Genomic DNA, 16,098 nt, shown 5'->3' with positions numbered 1-16,098 from the left:
GGACCTGAATCATTTTGACTGTGCAGGGCTGCACGTCGTTTGCTTCACGTGGGGCGCAACAGGGTGTGTTCGCTATGATCGAAGCAATGACGGCAGTGATGGGCTTGGTTGGCGCCGGGATCTTCCTTGCTCATGCGTTTGAAGGGGTCCGCTCGCGGGCCTGATTCCGGACGGATCGGACAGCCGACGTCATGGTCGGCTCTCGTCCGCTTCGATGTTTGCGTCCACTTCAACAATGACACTTCAGGAGCAACCTGAAGCTTGCAGTTTCGACCAGCAGGTCTTCCAGACCCCTCTTCTTCCGGTCGTCCGCTTCTTCCGATCGACGTGAGGTCGGATCGGCAGCCCAGCTGCAGAAGGTGGCCCATGCGACACCAAGACTTGAGACATCAAGACTTACGACGTCAAGACATGCTCTCGGGCAGCTTTCTCGCCCTGGCAGCGCTGAGCACGGCAGTGTTGTGCTCGGGTCTGATGGTTTTCGCGTTCCGGTGAACGCGGGCTTCGCATCACATCCGGCGCCGTCGTGAATGCGCCGTTGACGAGCCGCAAGCCAGCACCCTAAACAAGGATCGCGTCGATACCGCGCCGTCATGGCGCGGGTATCGCCGACGTTCCGGAGACGACGCCGGATGGAAGGGTGGCCGAGTGGTTTAAGGCACCGGTCTTGAAATACGAAAGGGACTTTCCCGAGCCATACCGGAAAGTCCCGTTTCCCCTTGTTTTAGAAGGTTTTTCCGGTCCGACGATTTCTTAAGAACGCCCCCTGCTAGGGTCGGTTACCGCAACAGATATGCCCAGACATTTGCCCACGATCACGTTTCGTCATTTCGATCTCAACACCTGCAAACGCTCCTCCGTAATCGCCATTTTCTTGCTCTGCCTGCTGTCGCCTAGCGCAGCTCCTGCCGACGACATCGTCGGCCGCGCCGTGGTCGTCGACGGTGACACGATCGAAATCCACCGCGAGCGCATCAGGCTATGGGGCATCGACGCGCCGGAGAGCGACCAGCTTTGCCGCAACGGCGACAGCGATCTCTACCCCTGCGGCCGACAGGCAGCCGCGTCTCTGGCCGGGCTGTTCTACGCCATACCGCGTCCTGTCACCTGCTCTCCTCGCGGCCACGACCAGTATGGCAGCACGGTTGCGGTCTGCCTGCTCGGAGTCCCTGGTCCGGACCTTCGCCAATGGCTCGTCTAAGCGGCGGCTTCTGCATCAGCGCTCCGGCGGTCTTACGGGATCACACGTAACATGCCGTTGATTGCCGCCGAGGCCAAGGCATAGCGCGAACCGCGTCCAACATACCACGTGACCTTGACGAGCTTACCGCTCGCGTTTGAATGGCCCATGAAAGCAGGGGACTGCGAAGAGGTATAAGCGGCGGCGAGCGAAAAGACGCGGACAAACCCTACCGTAGAGTTGCAAGACCGCGAAAGAACAAGGCAGAATAGCAGCCGATCTGGCAGGGAGGACGGAATGGCTACGCGAGACTGTCCATCATGCGAAGGAACGGGACGCTGCCCAAAGTGCGATGGCCGGGGCTTTTGGCTCGATTGGGGAGGTTTCGTCCAGAAGACGTGCAAGCATTGCGACGGGGATACAAAGTGCCCGCGTTGCAACGGGCGCGGTGTCGTTAAAGACTAAAACGCTCGTTGCGATCCTGATCAAAGCCAGCCGGGACCAGTACTACGCCACTGGCCGCCCCTGCGCGTGTCCTGATGATCGAATGAGGAACGGCAGGGCCTGCGGCGCGAGGAGCGCGCATTCAAGACCGGGCGGCGCCTCGCCCCTGTGCTATCCCGCCGATGTGACGGCCGAGATGATAGAGGCGTATCGGCGTCAAGCGGCACGAGCGAATTATTAGAGCAGGTACGAGGCTGCAAAGTTGCAGGTCAAAATGAGAAGATCAATCGCGCTAAGCTTTGCCCTTATGATTGGACCGGTCACGAGCAAAGCTGAATATTTTACATACTTCGAGTGGCAGAACATGCCTCTTCAACAGCGGGCCGCGTACGTCACCGGAATGTACGATGGGCTGACCACATTTGTCGCATCCCCGACGGAAGAAAAGGTCGCTGCACATTATCGTCAATGCGTAATTCGTCTGAAGATCACAAACGTCCAATTGGCAGAGAACGTGCTCAAGTATGCCGAAGCGCGCCCCGAGGTTCAGAAAGTCGGAGTCGGGAGCGCTCTGATCGGGTACCTGATCAGCCTTTGCGGCAGACCCGAATAATGGACTGCTCGAAGACCCGCTGCGCGATTGCCTTAATTGTGGCTCGGCGGTTTTCCACCGCATCATCTAGCGGCTTTCCGCGGCGCGCATTTCGCGGAATCATGCGCCATGAGCACGAAATCGCGGGAGCGGCTGTACGGCGCCGACATCCGCATCGCAGCGGACCGCGCTGCCCGTGCGCGGAAGAAGGCCGATTGGCTCGCCTGCGATGCCTGGAACAAGCGCATGCTCGGCTTCCAGGGGCCTGCCCAGCCCTCCCCTACGCTCGGCGACGCATTGAACGCGGGCTTCTGCTATCTTGAGGTCCGATGCCTCGGCTGCGACACCAACCAGACCGTGGCGCTGGACATCGTCCGCCGACCGAAGCTCACGCCTATCCATGAGCTGGAGCGATACATACGCTGCAAAGACTGCTCGCAGCTCCGAGGCTATCCATACAAGCGGAGCGCGCTGGTCGCGCTGCGCGAGACCAAGATTTCGGCGGCCAATCCGGCTTCTGTATGGTGGCCCGGTGAGCGCTAAGGGGGAGAGCACACGGGTCAACCAACCCCCTAGGACTGCTCGGAAGCTCGCGGAACCGATTTTGACGAACCCATCCGATTAGGCGATCACCATGTCCACTCTCGATTTCAGTGAACTGAGCAGTAAGCCATCGGGTGAGGCGTTTGAGGGGCTGATCCGCCTTATCGGAGAACGGTTGGGGGTGACTGTGTCTTGGACTGGTCGTGGCGTCGATCAGGGCCGCGACCTGATCTTTTACGAAACGCAAGCCGGCCGAATCGGGTCAAGTCCTGTTCGCTGGCTAGTGAACTGCAAGGACAATTCGAAGACTAATAAGGCCGTGACAGAGCAGGATGTCGGAAGCATCAGCGATAAGGTGAAACAACACGACTGCAACGGCTTTCTACTAGCCACCACAACTACAGCCGGGACAGCGCTCAAGTCCACACTCGATGCGCTCGCGAGCGACATTGCGCGGGATCGCATTCAAACGAGAGTTTGGGATCGGTTCGAACTCACAAAGATTTTGTTGTCTGACCAGTTCGCAGACTTGCTGAGACAGTTCTTCCCACGGCAGAGTGCGAGCAACTCAGCCATGGAGATCGATGCGGCCCGGAAGAAGATCGAATCTGCTCTCCCAAGGCAGGTCGTCGGAGCGATTCGACAACACCTTGTGCCTTATTCGGAGCGGTATGCCTCGCTGGCTGGTTCAAACGTCTGGCCCCACGATGCAGCTCAACAAACCTTGATTGACCAGCTTCGGCCATTAGTCGTCAGAGGCGCTGCCACCCCACGGACAGCTGAAAAACTTTCGGAGCTTAACTCCGAGGCATTTTTTGCGTTCACCGATCAGCTAATCCGATCGTTTCCAAAGCAAGCCTATAATCAACTGCTGTTCTACGCCAAAACGAGCAAGGACAGTGCTCGGATTTTCAACTTGGTCGGAATATTGCAGGAATTTGATGAATTCTCCGATGAGCTGGAATACTCAATTACTGCTCATTGCGACAGTGATACGCTTTGGGACTTGTATCGCGACCATGTTGAACAAAGCCTCTGTGTTCCGAGTTACTGGTGGAACCGAATCCCGACGGAAATCGAGTCTTTCGCTTCAAATAGCGAAATCGTCGATATTGAACTCGACGATCTTGAATTTGATGGAGGCGAGTCTGTCACCTTCTGCGGTCGTTTGCAATTCAACGTAACCAGCACCTCAGAAGACGACGAAGGCGAGCACCACCTAGACCGCCAAGCTTTCACGTATTCCGTATCCGGACGTCCGGCCGGCTCCGGTGCAGTCGTCGACGAACTCACATTTCTCTATTGAGCATGTGCAATCTCTATTCGATCACCACCAATCAAGCCGCGATCGCTGCACTGTTCCGGATCATGCGCCGGTACGAAGCTAACCTGCCGCCTATGCCCGGCGTGTTCCCGGACTATCCGGCGCCTGTGATTCGCGGCAATGACAACGATCGCGAGATGGTTCTGATGCGGTGGGGCATGCCACCCCCGCCCCGGACGGGCGGGCCGCCCGTGACGAACATCCGCAACACGTCCTCACCCCACTGGCGCGGCTGGCTCAAGCCGGAGAATCGCTGCCTCGTGCCGTTCAACAGCTTCGCCGAATACGCGCCTGAGCCAAACCCGGAGACGAAGAAGAAGGACGTCGTCTGGTTCGCGCTGTCAGACGACCGGCCGCTGACATGCTTTGCCGGCATCTGGACCGAGTTCAAAGGCGATCGCGGCACCAAGTCCAAGCCTGTGCCGGGTCCGCATCTGGTCTATGGATTCTTGACCACCAAGGCGAACGCCGTGGTCGCGCCGATCCATGACAAGGCGATGCCGGTCATCCTGACCAACGCCGAGGAGCGCGAGGTCTGGCTGCGCGCGCCATGGGATGAAGCCAAGACGCTGCAGCGCCCCATACCCGACGATGCGCTCATGGTAGTTGCGCGAGGCGAAGCGAAAGAAGATGTTCTGGTAACAACTTGGGGGAGCGAAGATGGAGGAAGCAGATCGTGAATTTGAGCAATTGAAGCTTTTGTTCGACTACACCAAGTTTCACATCGGGCTCTACGCAACCGTGGCCACAATCTTCGGCGGGCTTTATTCGGCGAGCGACAAAGTCCCCTTGAAGTTCAATCCGTTTTGGTTGGTTCTTTCGATCATCTGCATATTTATGGCTGGGATTGCAGGCGGAACGATCGCCAGCAGCATCCCCGGCTACACCAGCTACGCGAAATTTTGGAGTTCTAAGATCGGGCCCTTCAGATCGAAGCTCATCACAGCAGAGAATTGGACCTACATCGAGCATTCGGCGTTCTGGCTGGCGGTGTTCCTGGCTTTTCTCTCAATAATGTGTGGCTGGCCATCACACGCCACGGGCTCGCAGCAACAGAAAGCGGCTCTCTCCGCAGACGCTGTCGGCGTGGGGGTCAACTGTACGACACTTGCGCAATCTGCGCCCTTCGCACTGAACCGTCGCGGCTACACGGAATTTTCAGCCGTTGATGATTGGATGATCAAGCCCTTGGAGCCGTATCCATGGAGCCCATAAGCGCAAGCGCGGGATTAGCCGGCGTTCGCATGATCTGGACCGGCATCCAATGGATTTTGCGGTCCAGAAAGGCGCCGTGGTCCGTAGTACCCGTTTCGGCGACGATATCGCCCCATATTTTGCCTTGGTATGCGGTGCGGTTTTTCAGTCGCTCTGACAGGCCGTTCGCCGTGGAACTCCTGACAGTCCGAACTATCAGGCCGAAGTCGCTTCAGCTCTGCGCGGCAGACCCGGCTGTGCAATTGGGCATTCCGACAAACACCGGGGCGAATCAGATTGCCGACTTGAAGTGGCTTATCGAAGAGAACAACATTTCGCAGAATCGGCCATTCCAACGGCATCTCTTCGTGAACCTTGCCGGGTTGAAAGGCGATGTCGCCGTAGACTTCGAGTTCACCGCCAGCTTCTACGACAACCAACGCACTAAGGCTCTGATCTGGGTTCGGACCAATCCGCTGACCCTTGCAGCGACTAGTTGATGCACTCTCCAGCGGTCATGCCTTGATCCGCATCGGATGACCCGGTGCAATGAACGTAACGAGTTACCACGGTGACCTTAGGGCACCAGCGATTCGCAAGGGACACGTTGCACAACTAAGTAATAATAAGTTGATGGGATTTTGGTCTCGAAAGCCCAATTCGAGGACACGATTCCGCTATGTTGTTGCTCAACTACAACAAAAAAGGGAGGTCTTTCGCATCGCACAAAGGAGTTCAGATGCTCACCAACCTCAGCTGGATCAAAAGTACCGAGAACACTTGGTTACGGCTCCCGTTCAATTTCGCTAGCGTCACCCCGACAGTCGGAGTGTACATCATCTGGCATAGCGGCCCGGTGCCACGGACTGTCCGAGTTGGGCAGGGAGACATTGCAAGCCGCCTTTCGGCTCACAGTCGCGATCGCGAGATCATGGCTTACTCCGGGCTGGGGCTCTACGTCACGTGGGCAGCCGTACCGACACTGTATCTTGACGGCGTTGAGCGCTTTCTCGCTGGTCGCCTGGACCCACTAGTCGGAGACCGCTTCCCCGACCGGATTCCGATCCCCGTAAACCTGCCGTGGGCTGCGTAGCGTCCATTCCCTCTAGAAGGGCTTCGCTCGCTTCTCGCAGCTTCATGAGTTGATACCAGACCCACGGGGGCTCGTTCCCCGTGGCTAGCTTCGTCGCGGCCAGATCGCGAATGCGCTCAAGATCAGCTTTCATCATGGTGCAAATCCTCGGTGCTTCGCAGTTAACAGGCCTTTAAGAACCCGGTTCCCGTGTTGCGTTACGATGTCGGGATGGCGTTTTCACGATCGCAGCACAGCGTTGGTGTTAGGCTGTTCCCAAGTTGAACCGCAGCACGCGAGCGATGCCGGCGTGTGTCACAGTCAACGCAGCGGGCTGGGTCGAATCCCCCAGCAGCGGTTCGAATGCGCCGTTCAATGCCAACCCCAACCGTTGGACGATCTGACCGGGGATGATGCGCTCGCCTTCCCCTGCCGGCGTCAGCTCGTATCCGGCTTCGGTCAGCTCATCCATCAGGAATGATCCGGGCAGGCACTCGATGACAACGGGATCGGCTCCGGGCAGCGAGACAATCCAGCCACCGCGAGCCGTCACCCACCTGTTGAGCGCGGCGAACCGCTCCAGGCGGCTCTTTTTCTCGGCAACGCCCATTGGGATGTAGCGGGTCTCACTGCTGGCAATCGTGGGCATGGGCCATGACCTTGTTGACCAGCTCCTGCAGGCTCTCGCGCAAGCCCGCGACGTCCTTCTGTCCTGGCGTGAACCTCATGACGGTCAAGCGCGTGGCCACGTTCGCCATCAGGTCTTCAATCTCGCGCATTGCGTAGTCCTGGCGCGTTGGGATCGGCATCAGTGCACCGTGATCCTGACCGAGCTGGCCGCCCAATCGCCATGCTCGGCGCGGATGGTTTCGATGATCTCGGCGCGCGTTTTGGCGGGTGGCGGCGTCTGACCAACGGCGACATACGGCGACTGCTCGAAGTAATAAAGCAGCAGCTCAATGTCGTGGTTGATCTCGACATCGTCGGAATAGGTCATCGGCCGCCACCCTGATCCGAATAGGTTCCGTCTTCGCGCATCTTCAAGTAACGCGCCTTGTTCCTGGCGTACAACCGTTCCTTCTCGGCATCGCTCATCTGGACGCCCCCGACCGCGCCGAACGAATTGCGGGCGATGGCGCGCTCCTCGGCGGTCAGCTTGATCTGACCGTCAACAACTAGCGGCCTGCCGGACGCGCTCGGAACCTCGCGGGACACTGGCGCCGAGACCGGGATAGAACGGCGAGCGGGGGCTGTTGATAGTGGCAGAGCGGCGGGTCGCTGTTGGATGGGCGGCTGCGCCTGGCGCTCTGGAGGTGGCTCCTGAGCCCGTGCAGCGGGTGCCGACACTGCCGGGTCCGTCCGCAAAGGCGCGGCACGGGCGCGCTCCATCAGCCGCAGATCAGCCGTCACACCTTCAAGGATTCGGGTCTGCATCAGCTCGGTGTCATCCTCGACACCGTCCGCCAAGGCTGCGGCATAATGCCGATGCGCCAGCGGCGCGATGGAAGGGTCCATGAGCCGAGGAAATTGCTTCAATGTCTGGCGCTTGAACTCAGAGATGTCTGGGATGCGATCAATCTGTTCCTCGATCGACAGCGGCTGCGCCCGCGCCGGCACCAGCTCCTCGCGCCGCTCGCGCTCACGGTCGGCGGCACGTCGGCTGGCTTCGTCGCGTTCGCGCGCGGCATTCCGCGCCAGTTCCTCGGCATGAAGCTGCGCCTTCAGCGCGCCAGCAATAGCATCGTGCTGTTCTGGCGCAACAACTTCGGGGACAGCGGCATTCGTCGCTGGCATCCCTGACGGAGTCACCTGATCAATCACCGGCACCGCCCCGCCATCCTTGAAGGCCAGCGGCTTTCGATACTTCCGACGAACCACCATCGGGTTCACCAAGGTTAGAGGTCAGCTTCCGGTGCGGTGAACGTTCGGCATGTAGTCGTCCTCGCCGAGATGGTTCTTGTCGCTGCGACCCGGACCGCCGGCCTTCGGCCCGCGCCTGCCGGGATGAAGCGAGTTCTCGCTCGCGTAGTTGGCCCAATAATCCAGAGTCTTCTGGCTTCGGCTTTCGCCGCTCGGGCCATCTTTGCGCTTGTACTCCCGGAGTCGTTCAAGCCGATTCATTGGTGTCTCCTATCAGCGGTGTGACCGGAACGTGGTGATCTCGGCCGGCTCGCCCAGATCGTTGATCGCGACGTTGGCATCGCGCCTCGGAGCCTCGGGTCGGTGACCGCGCGCGGCCTCCTGCAGGTATTCATTGCGCGTGCGGTGCAGATAATCGGCGAGTACAACAGCGACATCGCCCCGATTGCCATAGATGTTGCTGCACTGCCGAGTCCCTGCCGGGTGTTCGATCTGCGCGGACCACTGTTTCGGGTTGTTGTTCATTTGGAACGCGCGAGCGACGCGCTGGTCGCCGTTGGCCTCACGCTCGACAATATAGACCTGAGCGACGGCAGTGCTCTTGTAGGTCAGGACCATGGCTCACCTCCGGACAACGACGCCTTGATCGTCTCGATACTGGCCCGTGCGGCGCATCTCCTGGTAACGAGCCTTCTGCCTCGCGTACAATTCGAGCCGTTTCTCGTCTGTCATCTGCATATCGGTGCGCGTGAAGCTGTTACGCGCGACCTCGACCTCCTCGTCAGTCAGGCCATGCGGATTCTGCTTCATGGCTGGCGCCTGCGTGTAGAACGTGTTCGCGCGCTGGGCCAAGGCAGCTTCCTGCGCATCGAGTTCGAGGATGCGATTGGCGGCATAGTTGACCCGGTCGGGGTCCTCGGCATAGCGCCCCGCTTCAAGCTCTGCTGCCTGCTGCGCCTTCTCCTGCTGGATGCGCTCAAACTGCGCGGTCATGATCGCTTCGTAACTGTAGCTCACAGCTCACTCCTATCAGGCTGATTCCGTTGACGTGTGATGGGCGGCGCCGTTGGTCTGCTGCTGCCGCACGGCCGCGATTGCTCCGTGATTCGCCAGATACGCATGGACCGCCTGCCGCAGATGATCCGAGCGGTCCATCAGCGAGGCGTCCGCGAGCAACTGAAGCGCCTCGTATTGCTCGGGCGACGTCCAGAACTCCAGCTTGATCGGGAAGCGCGGCTTCTTTGCCATGGCAACGTCCTGTTACTTGCATGCGGCGATCCAGTGCAGACGCCCCTCGCGTCGTGGTCCCGTCGGGGCAGTGACGTGGCGCGATGCCACCCGAGCAATTGCGGTATTCGCTCCAAGCCTCGGCAAGACGATCGTTGGCCTTGTTGAGCTTGTCGGGTGAACCGCGACGGCCATAATCATTTGTCGCCTTGCGGACCTCATCTTCAGCAGCGACAATGGCAGCGGAGCATCGTTCAAGGTCGGTCATGAAGAACACCTTCTAGACAACTGACGTTCGTCCGGTCAGTGTACGAGGATACGCCTCTACTAACACGACGTTGTTAGTTGTCCAACGAGTGCCCAACATGCAGCCAATCTACGTGACCGTGTCGTCAAGTGGCATTTCAAATTGGAAGCTGACGAACTGGCAAGGTCAGCCGCCAATGCACATCGGCTTCGGCATCGCCGTCTCCGGCCTGTCCAGCCAGTACAGCCTGCAGGTGACGATGGACGATCCGACCAACGTCTATCCGAGCAGCGGAGGTCCGACCGTTTTCCCGGCCAGCGCCATCGGCGGCCCGGTGACGTCGTCGCAGAACCAAATCGCAGCGGTCTCGTCCTGTCCCATCGCAGCGTGGCGGCTTGTCAATTCATCGACCGGCGGCAGCGTGACCGTGACAGCACTGCAGGTAGGGATGGGCTGACGACGGACGAAGCCGAGATCGTCGAACGGCACGCAGCCCTCTCCCGCATCAGCGAGCCGATGACTGCAATCAACAGATGCGGCTGATGTCTATGGTGACTTTGTAGTTGCTGAAATCCACCGGCGCGCCGCGCCGTTCTCCGGAACGAATCCGGAGACAAGGAATCGGACTCTAAGTCAGCTGTGTAGTAAAGTTGCGTGATGGTGCAACGGTATCAAGTTAGATCAGAGATCACGGACTGCACGTCCGATGCGCTGCCCCGAAGCGTCTGCCTGCGTTGCGGCGGCGCCCATTGGATTTGCGAGGCGCATCATGACAGGCCATGGGGCAGCGGTCCGAATGCGTGTGACTGCGGCGCGCCCGGCGATCCATGCCCGGTCTGCAACAGCGGCGACATCGACAACTTGCCGTCACTGCCGCCTGGCTTCGAAGTCGACGAGGCCCCGCGATCTCGAAACCGACCCGATCCTGTCCATTGAGACGGAGCGCAAGGACGATCGATGCGCAAGCCGGTGGAGCTGCCGCCTGATGTCGCCCGCGCCTTCGTCCAGCGCATGAACGACTACTTCGGCGAGGTCGACGCGACGAAGCGCGACATTATCGCTGTTCTGGCGCTACGCGAGTTGGAGGACCATTGGCCCGGCCGGGTCCGGCTCAACGACATCAAAGCGCTGTTTCATGAGATGCGGGGCGAGGCGGAGCGGTCGGGATAGAACAGCACGTTTGCAGAGCAAGGCATGAGGACAAGGCCGCCATCGGCACCGCACAAGATCACCTTCGCCGAGATGCGCACCACTGGGCTGCGCGGCGTCTTGGTGTCCTGCAGGATTACAAATGTGGGCATTGGGTCCGGCTCTCGGCAGATCAATGGTCCGAAGCGTGGCCGCCTAGGAACAAACGTCGGCCGGCGAGCTGACGCGATCCAAAAAGCCGGCGCGTTGGCGCTGTTCGCCCCTGGCGCCCTGTCCTCGGCCCGTGCTTGGCTATTGTGGGCTGTTCGAGGTTTCCGACCATGATCAAAGTTTGGGTTCTGCTGATCTTTACGAGCAACGTTCCTGCCGTTGATCTCTCGACCATCGAGACCGTCAAGCACGCATTCCGAAGTTTCGACGAGTGCCAGCAGGCGCGAGCGGCGCTCGAAGCAACTTGGGCCGCGCAGCACCGTTGGGCGCCTTCGCGCTGCGATGAAGTCGTCTTCACGCCATGAACCGCAGCAGCCACGCGCAATGCTGGGAGAGGCGGCACGGCGACGCAGGTGTGAGAAGGAGAGGCCTGCACGGCGGTGATGTCAGGCCGGATTGGCAGAGTCGATGATCAGCGCCCGGTTGGGCCTCCAAGCAAGCCACCTACTCCATGGCCCGTTTCTTCCAATCTGGGCCGCATTCGTCATCTGAGCAATTGTGGCGATCGCAAAGCTCCCCCTCGGCCCGCACGGGCTGGTTTGCAGGATAGGTAGTAAAGTTGAAAGTTGGCAGAGGTCTCGCGATGTAGCAATATTCGGTCAAATGCCAACCGCCGAGGATGTCCTGATACCTAATTATACCCGCAGCCCCGAATTTTGGGCCGTTTTGCATCTGTTTGAAGCCTTCGGGATTGTTTCCCACCGTCTGAGCTATAGAGCTTCCTTTTGGGGCAATCATTCTGTGCGCTCGCGGCTGCTGTTTTGAGGGATCGTCCCAAGGGAAACCAGTCGGGAGACCAACCGTGCCCTGCGTAAACGTTGTCATGTTTCTGGTCTGAGTATTGCCGGCATTCTCGATCAGCGGAAACGCCAGCCATACACGCCCAGGGTCCGATGGCTCTTGATACGTGATATACTGAAATGCGTTCGAAAACACGAAAGCCCGGTTTGCTACAATCGTGCCTTCGCGGGCGATCAAGGCTTGCCAACCCGCGAAAATCGCAGCAGCAAAACCACCAATCGCTGCGATGAACCCGAAGAGCGCTGTCGCGTAGTCGATCCAGTGTTTGCTACTCCCTCTCAAACCTGTTGTCTCCGCAGAAGCAGGTTGGATTTCGCTATGGGGCCGGTCCAGGGGCTGCCCGTCAGCCGTCGTGGCCTTTTGCGTCTGGCTATGTGGCGCCTGTGTTTTGCGTCTACCCAGTTTTCTGTTCATCCCAAACACCCCCACCCCGATGATGACGGCGAGCCCGGCTCGACGTCGTCGCAACGTTGAGGCGGTACATATCGGATCGTTTCAGGACGCTTACGTCATCATGCGGCTCGGCAAGAACGAGGCACCATCTACGGAATGGGGCCGCCGGTTGATCACATTGGCGGCGCCTACTACTTCGTACCGAGCTTACGAGCGACGGCCCTCGCGATTTCGTCAACGTCAGGCAAAACACCGAGGACAGCGTTACAAGACGGACACTTGGCCACGAAACCACCCACAAGTGGACCCGTGACGGTGTTGCCGACCGGATCGGCATCCAACGCGACGTTCGACATTCCCTTTCCGCACGAAGGACACTTCAAAATCATTGCACTGCCTCCGATCACCTAAAGTAGTAAGCGATCTTAGCGACAGCTCAGGAGTCATCAAACGAGAAGGCCTGAGATATGCACCATCTTGGCGACCTCCTGCGGAAAACTCCCGCACCCGGAAAAACGGGACTCCTGGAGTCCCGTGAATGGGTCCCATCTGCGCGCATATGGTGGGAGAGGCGCGGGTCCCATTTTCACCAGGGGAGGTGTTTCTATACAGGTGGGTGGGCAGGGGCGGGTCCCCTGCCCCGCCCACCGCGCGGGGCGGCCGCCTTGACGCTGGCGTCGAACGATAGCGGCGGCAGACGTGATTTGCCCGAGCAATTCGCCCGAGGCCGACTAAGCCATTGATCCGTCAACGCTCGGCACCGGTTATCTGAACCGGCCTCGCTCGATCGGCCAGTTCGGCCTCGACCATGTTCGCCATCTCTCGGAGCTGATCCGGCCAGTCCGCAGGGTCGTCGTCGCTCGTGGCGTCGTCCATCAGCTTCCTGATGACCTCGATGGGCGACGAACAGGCCGAGAAGTCGCCCGGCGCGCCAACCTCAACTCGATCGACCAGCGCGCCGCCGAGCTTGCCCTGCAGCTCGATGGCCTTGCCAACCGCGCCGAGCTGGTCGGTCGCAACGCCACGCTCGTACAGGGTCTCAGCCTTGTCGATGAGCGCAGCGGCGCTTACGTTTGCGCGCCGTACAGCGTCCTTTGGAGCTGAAAGCTCGGCCTTTCGCCGCTGAATATCAACATTCCTCAACAGCCTCGATGCGGCGACCTCAGCAGCATGACCACTGCAGCGATAGCCGGCGCGCTGGTAGCACTCGCCTTGTGTCCAGCCGTTCTTGGCGCCGTGGATCAATGCCTGAGCAAAGGCCTCGTGTCGGGCGTTTTTCAGTGGCTCGGCCATCGCTGTAAACCTTTGATCTCAAACATTGTTCGGGTGTTCTGTTCGTGTTCGGTTCGTGTTCTTGTTCGGTGTTCTGTTCGGTTCTGCCCCCCTATAAGGGGGCAGAAACCGGAACAACCGGCGGAACAATCAATCGGAACGGTGATCCACCGTCCACTTGTCGCAGTAAACTCTCACGAGTTTCTTCCGTTTGAGGCCATTTCTCGCGTCCGTCAGATCGGCGCGGCGTGGCTCCCCGAGGCCTGCGGCTTTGCCCAGCTCGTCCCATTCAGGTGTCGTCAACGCGCGGCCAGCATCGTACAGCAAGTTGAACATGGTCCTCTCGTTGGGCCTCAGCCTCACCTTGCGCTGCTTCGGCGCGATCGGTGCCATAACCTCACCAACCGAGACGATTGCGGTGGTGACATCGTCGCCATCATCATCGGTGCCGAGCACGATCTGCTCAAGCCGAAATTGCGCGACAACACGCTCGGCTTGATCGTTGGCCTTGGTGATCTCGACCACCTTCACACCATTGCCGCTGATCTGGACCATGAGGTCGACGTCGCCGAGGTGCGCGTTGCTGCCACGAGCGCCGCGCCCCTCGTCTTTCCCGGTGTGACCGATCAGAGCAACGTGAACCTCAAGCTCCTCCTGCAGCAGTCGCAGGTTCGCAGCAACACGATTCTGGTCCCTGGCCTTGTCCTCGTCACCGCCGCCAGCCGCGATGGACTTTGCGAACGTGTCGACGACAACGAGCCCGACTCGGCGGTCAAACTGCCGCTCGGCTTCCCGGATAATCTCGGCGATGAGTGACACGCTGCTCGGGTTCATCAGGTCGATGACGCCCGCATGAACCGCGATCGGGAGATCGACGAGCCCATCCCTTTGCGCGTAGGCATGGAGCCGACGCTTGCAAAGGTCTGCGCGCTCCAGCGCGAGGATGACGACGCCACAGGCTTGCTTGGCCTTGTGCCCGCGCCAATTGTCCGCGCTGGCGCAGTGAACGGCAATCTCAGTCAGCAATGCCGACTTGCCGCAGCCAGGAGGGCCAATCCATGCGGACGTCTCGCCGAAGGCGAGCAGGCCTTTCATGATCCAGCGCTTGCGGACCGCGACGGCACAATCGTTGAAGTAGGTCAGCCGGTGTTTCGCCTCAGACGGCTGTTCGGCGGGCACCTCATCAATCAGTTTGGCCAACTCGTCCGCCGTCCCGCCCGTGGCGAACCAATCCGAGACATCGCCCTTGGCCGGCAGACCGGGCAATCGCAGGATGCGAACCGACCGCGCGATCCCCCGCAACGCCGCCGCCACCTGCGCGGCATGCTTCTCGCCGGGCTCGTCATTGTCTGGAATGATCACGACGTCCCGGCCCTTGAAATGGCGGCTCAGGTCCGGGTGCCATTTCCCGGCACCTCCGGGATTGGTAGTCGCGACGAAGCCGCGCTCGTAAAGCCCGTCGACGTCCTTCTCGCCTTCGACAATCAGGGTGGCGTCGTGCTCGGCCTCGATCAGCTCGCGCAGGCGATATGGTACACGCGCAATGCCTTCGGTGTTCCAAACCCACCCACCGCTGCCGTCAGGGCGGCGCTGCTTGAATGTCTTCGGCTGGTAACGCGCGACCTGGAACAGCAAGTTGCCATGCTCGTCGACGTAGTTGTAAAGCGCGACGGGCTGGCCGAACTTCAGTTGCGCCCGGCCATTTGCGGTCGGACGCGGTGCGGCACCGTCGATCTCGTCAAGCAATTGCTTGGCGTCGGCGCCGCGCTTCCCCGTCTCTCGCTCGATCAGTTGAAGGACGCCTCCGCCTTGCTCCTGCTCGAAGTCGTAAAACGTGCCTTTCGACAGGTCGATCGACATCGACCCGTTCGTGCCATAGCGCAGCTCGGTCTTGCTCGACAAATGCGCGTTGGGTTCGCCCAGCAGCTTGCGGGCGACGAACTCCATGTTCCTGCCGATGTCGGACGATGACATGGTGATCATGACGACCTCGCAGTCAGACCGAGCGTGCTGGCCTTGCGCAAGGCAGTGCCGAGCGCCTGGTTGAGATGGGAAAGTGCCCACATGCCAACAGAGAAGCCGCGTGCAGTCGGCCTCATCTGGCCGGCGACGTTCAACTCGTGCAGTCGAACATCAACAAACGGCGTGTTCTCGTAATGACGGATGGTGACCTCGATGCACTCGCGGCGGTTACGTCTGGACTTCCAGAACCTGCCGCAGTGGACCAGATCAGCGGTGTTAGTTTGCGATTGCGCCGAGGCGCGCGGCTCGGTATCGAATGGAGACTGACCTTGCCTATTCGACGACGAGATGCCCGCGCGCGGTCGGCTCCGCGTTGCGGGCTTTCTCATTTGCGAGCCTCAGCCTCCCTGCAGACGTTTTCGAGCAACCGCTCCATTGCAGCGATTGGCACACGCAGTCGGCCACCAATTCTGATCGTCGGGATGTCGCCGCGCGCGGCGGCAACGTATGAGCCATTTTGACTCAATCCGAAGTAGCGCCGACCGGCCTCGGGGACCGACAAAGTCCGGCATTCGGATAGGTCACTCATCTTACTCCTCTTGGTTTGAAATCCGTCAGCCCTGCTTAA

General features: G+C 59.9%; 20 protein-coding genes. 8 read left to right on the top strand and 12 right to left on the bottom strand.

Annotation, left to right across the window (positions count from 1 at the left end):
• The first annotated feature begins 793 nt into the window (after positions 1-793).
• The 6 genes from QX070_RS15960 to QX070_RS15935 all read left to right on the top strand — a co-directional run bounded on the left by QX070_RS15960 (position 794) and on the right by QX070_RS15935 (position 5,777).
• Complete coding sequence (locus QX070_RS15960) at positions 794-1,201, top strand: thermonuclease family protein (protein WP_315737974.1); 408 nt, start codon at positions 794-796, stop codon at positions 1,199-1,201.
• A 1,144-nt stretch (positions 1,202-2,345) separates the two neighbouring features.
• A complete protein-coding gene (locus QX070_RS15955) occupies positions 2,346-2,759 on the top strand; it encodes a hypothetical protein (protein WP_315737973.1) in 414 nt (137 codons plus the stop codon).
• Between the two features lie 91 nt (positions 2,760-2,850).
• Positions 2,851-4,065 (top strand): restriction endonuclease, encoded by a 1,215-nt coding sequence (locus QX070_RS15950; protein WP_315737972.1) that lies wholly within the window; start codon positions 2,851-2,853, stop codon positions 4,063-4,065.
• Between the two features lie 2 nt (positions 4,066-4,067).
• Positions 4,068-4,763, top strand: coding sequence for an SOS response-associated peptidase (locus QX070_RS15945; RefSeq protein WP_315737971.1), 696 nt, complete (start codon positions 4,068-4,070; stop codon positions 4,761-4,763).
• Positions 4,744-5,298, top strand: coding sequence for a hypothetical protein (locus QX070_RS15940; protein ID WP_315737970.1), 555 nt, complete (start codon positions 4,744-4,746; stop codon positions 5,296-5,298). The genes QX070_RS15945 and QX070_RS15940 overlap by 20 nt, the downstream gene beginning before the upstream one ends.
• A 29-nt stretch (positions 5,299-5,327) precedes the next feature.
• Positions 5,328-5,777 (top strand): hypothetical protein, encoded by a 450-nt coding sequence (locus QX070_RS15935; protein WP_315737969.1) that lies wholly within the window; start codon positions 5,328-5,330, stop codon positions 5,775-5,777.
• 837 nt (positions 5,778-6,614) lie between these two features.
• Here the strand turns inward: QX070_RS15935 and QX070_RS15930 are convergent.
• From QX070_RS15930 to QX070_RS15895, 8 genes are read right to left on the bottom strand one after another with little or no spacing between them, the layout of a single operon-like run.
• A complete protein-coding gene (locus tag QX070_RS15930) occupies positions 6,615-6,998 on the bottom strand; it encodes a hypothetical protein (RefSeq protein ID WP_315737968.1) in 384 nt (127 codons plus the stop codon).
• Positions 6,976-7,128 carry a hypothetical protein gene (locus tag QX070_RS15925; protein WP_315737967.1) on the bottom strand — a complete coding sequence of 51 codons (153 nt, stop codon included), beginning with the start codon at positions 7,126-7,128 and terminating at the stop codon, positions 6,976-6,978. Before QX070_RS15925 ends, QX070_RS15930 begins: the two co-directional genes overlap by 23 nt.
• A 29-nt stretch (positions 7,129-7,157) precedes the next feature.
• Positions 7,158-7,346: a hypothetical protein gene (locus tag QX070_RS15920; protein ID WP_315737966.1), complete on the bottom strand. Its 189-nt coding sequence runs from the start codon at positions 7,344-7,346 to the stop codon at positions 7,158-7,160.
• Positions 7,343-8,230, bottom strand: a complete 888-nt coding sequence (locus tag QX070_RS15915; protein ID WP_315737965.1) for a hypothetical protein — start codon at positions 8,228-8,230, stop codon at positions 7,343-7,345. Before QX070_RS15915 ends, QX070_RS15920 begins: the two co-directional genes overlap by 4 nt.
• 21 nt (positions 8,231-8,251) lie before the next feature.
• A complete protein-coding gene (locus QX070_RS15910; protein ID WP_315737964.1) occupies positions 8,252-8,470 on the bottom strand; it encodes a hypothetical protein in 219 nt (72 codons plus the stop codon).
• A 12-nt stretch (positions 8,471-8,482) separates the two neighbouring features.
• Entirely contained in the window at positions 8,483-8,827 is a 345-nt protein-coding gene (locus QX070_RS15905; protein ID WP_315737963.1) for a hypothetical protein, read from the bottom strand.
• A 3-nt stretch (positions 8,828-8,830) separates the two neighbouring features.
• Positions 8,831-9,226 carry a hypothetical protein gene (locus QX070_RS15900; protein ID WP_315737962.1) on the bottom strand — a complete coding sequence of 132 codons (396 nt, stop codon included), beginning with the start codon at positions 9,224-9,226 and terminating at the stop codon, positions 8,831-8,833.
• Between the two features lie 12 nt (positions 9,227-9,238).
• Positions 9,239-9,457 carry a ribbon-helix-helix domain-containing protein gene (locus tag QX070_RS15895; RefSeq protein WP_315737961.1) on the bottom strand — a complete coding sequence of 73 codons (219 nt, stop codon included), beginning with the start codon at positions 9,455-9,457 and terminating at the stop codon, positions 9,239-9,241.
• 344 nt (positions 9,458-9,801) lie between these two features.
• On the opposite strand from QX070_RS15895, the gene QX070_RS15890 reads away from it, so the two are divergent.
• Positions 9,802-10,140 carry a hypothetical protein gene (locus QX070_RS15890; RefSeq protein WP_315737960.1) on the top strand — a complete coding sequence of 113 codons (339 nt, stop codon included), beginning with the start codon at positions 9,802-9,804 and terminating at the stop codon, positions 10,138-10,140.
• Positions 10,141-10,640: 500 nt separating this feature from the next.
• Complete coding sequence (locus QX070_RS15885; RefSeq protein ID WP_315737959.1) at positions 10,641-10,853, top strand: hypothetical protein; 213 nt, start codon at positions 10,641-10,643, stop codon at positions 10,851-10,853.
• Positions 10,854-11,486: 633 nt separating this feature from the next.
• Here QX070_RS15885 and QX070_RS15880 read toward each other — a convergent pair.
• The 4 genes from QX070_RS15880 to QX070_RS15865 form a co-directional block, all read right to left on the bottom strand.
• Positions 11,487-12,257, bottom strand: a complete 771-nt coding sequence (locus tag QX070_RS15880; RefSeq protein WP_315737958.1) for a hypothetical protein — start codon at positions 12,255-12,257, stop codon at positions 11,487-11,489.
• Positions 12,258-12,983: 726 nt separating this feature from the next.
• Positions 12,984-13,529 carry a hypothetical protein gene (locus QX070_RS15875; protein WP_315737957.1) on the bottom strand — a complete coding sequence of 182 codons (546 nt, stop codon included), beginning with the start codon at positions 13,527-13,529 and terminating at the stop codon, positions 12,984-12,986.
• 129 nt (positions 13,530-13,658) lie between these two features.
• Entirely contained in the window at positions 13,659-15,491 is a 1,833-nt protein-coding gene (locus QX070_RS15870; protein ID WP_315737956.1) for an AAA family ATPase, read from the bottom strand.
• The gene (locus tag QX070_RS15865; RefSeq protein ID WP_315737955.1) at positions 15,488-15,859 is read right to left on the bottom strand and encodes a hypothetical protein; all 372 of its coding nucleotides are present in this window, start codon (positions 15,857-15,859) and stop codon (positions 15,488-15,490) included. The genes QX070_RS15870 and QX070_RS15865 overlap by 4 nt, the downstream gene beginning before the upstream one ends.
• Between the last annotated feature and the right edge of the window lie 239 nt (positions 15,860-16,098).

It is taken from the genome of Bradyrhizobium sp. SZCCHNR1093 (genome assembly GCF_032381175.1).
Lineage (GTDB): Bacteria > Pseudomonadota > Alphaproteobacteria > Rhizobiales > Xanthobacteraceae > Bradyrhizobium.
The sequence above is the reverse complement of the archived record's forward strand: the minus strand, read 5'-3'. Positions and strand labels throughout refer to the sequence as shown.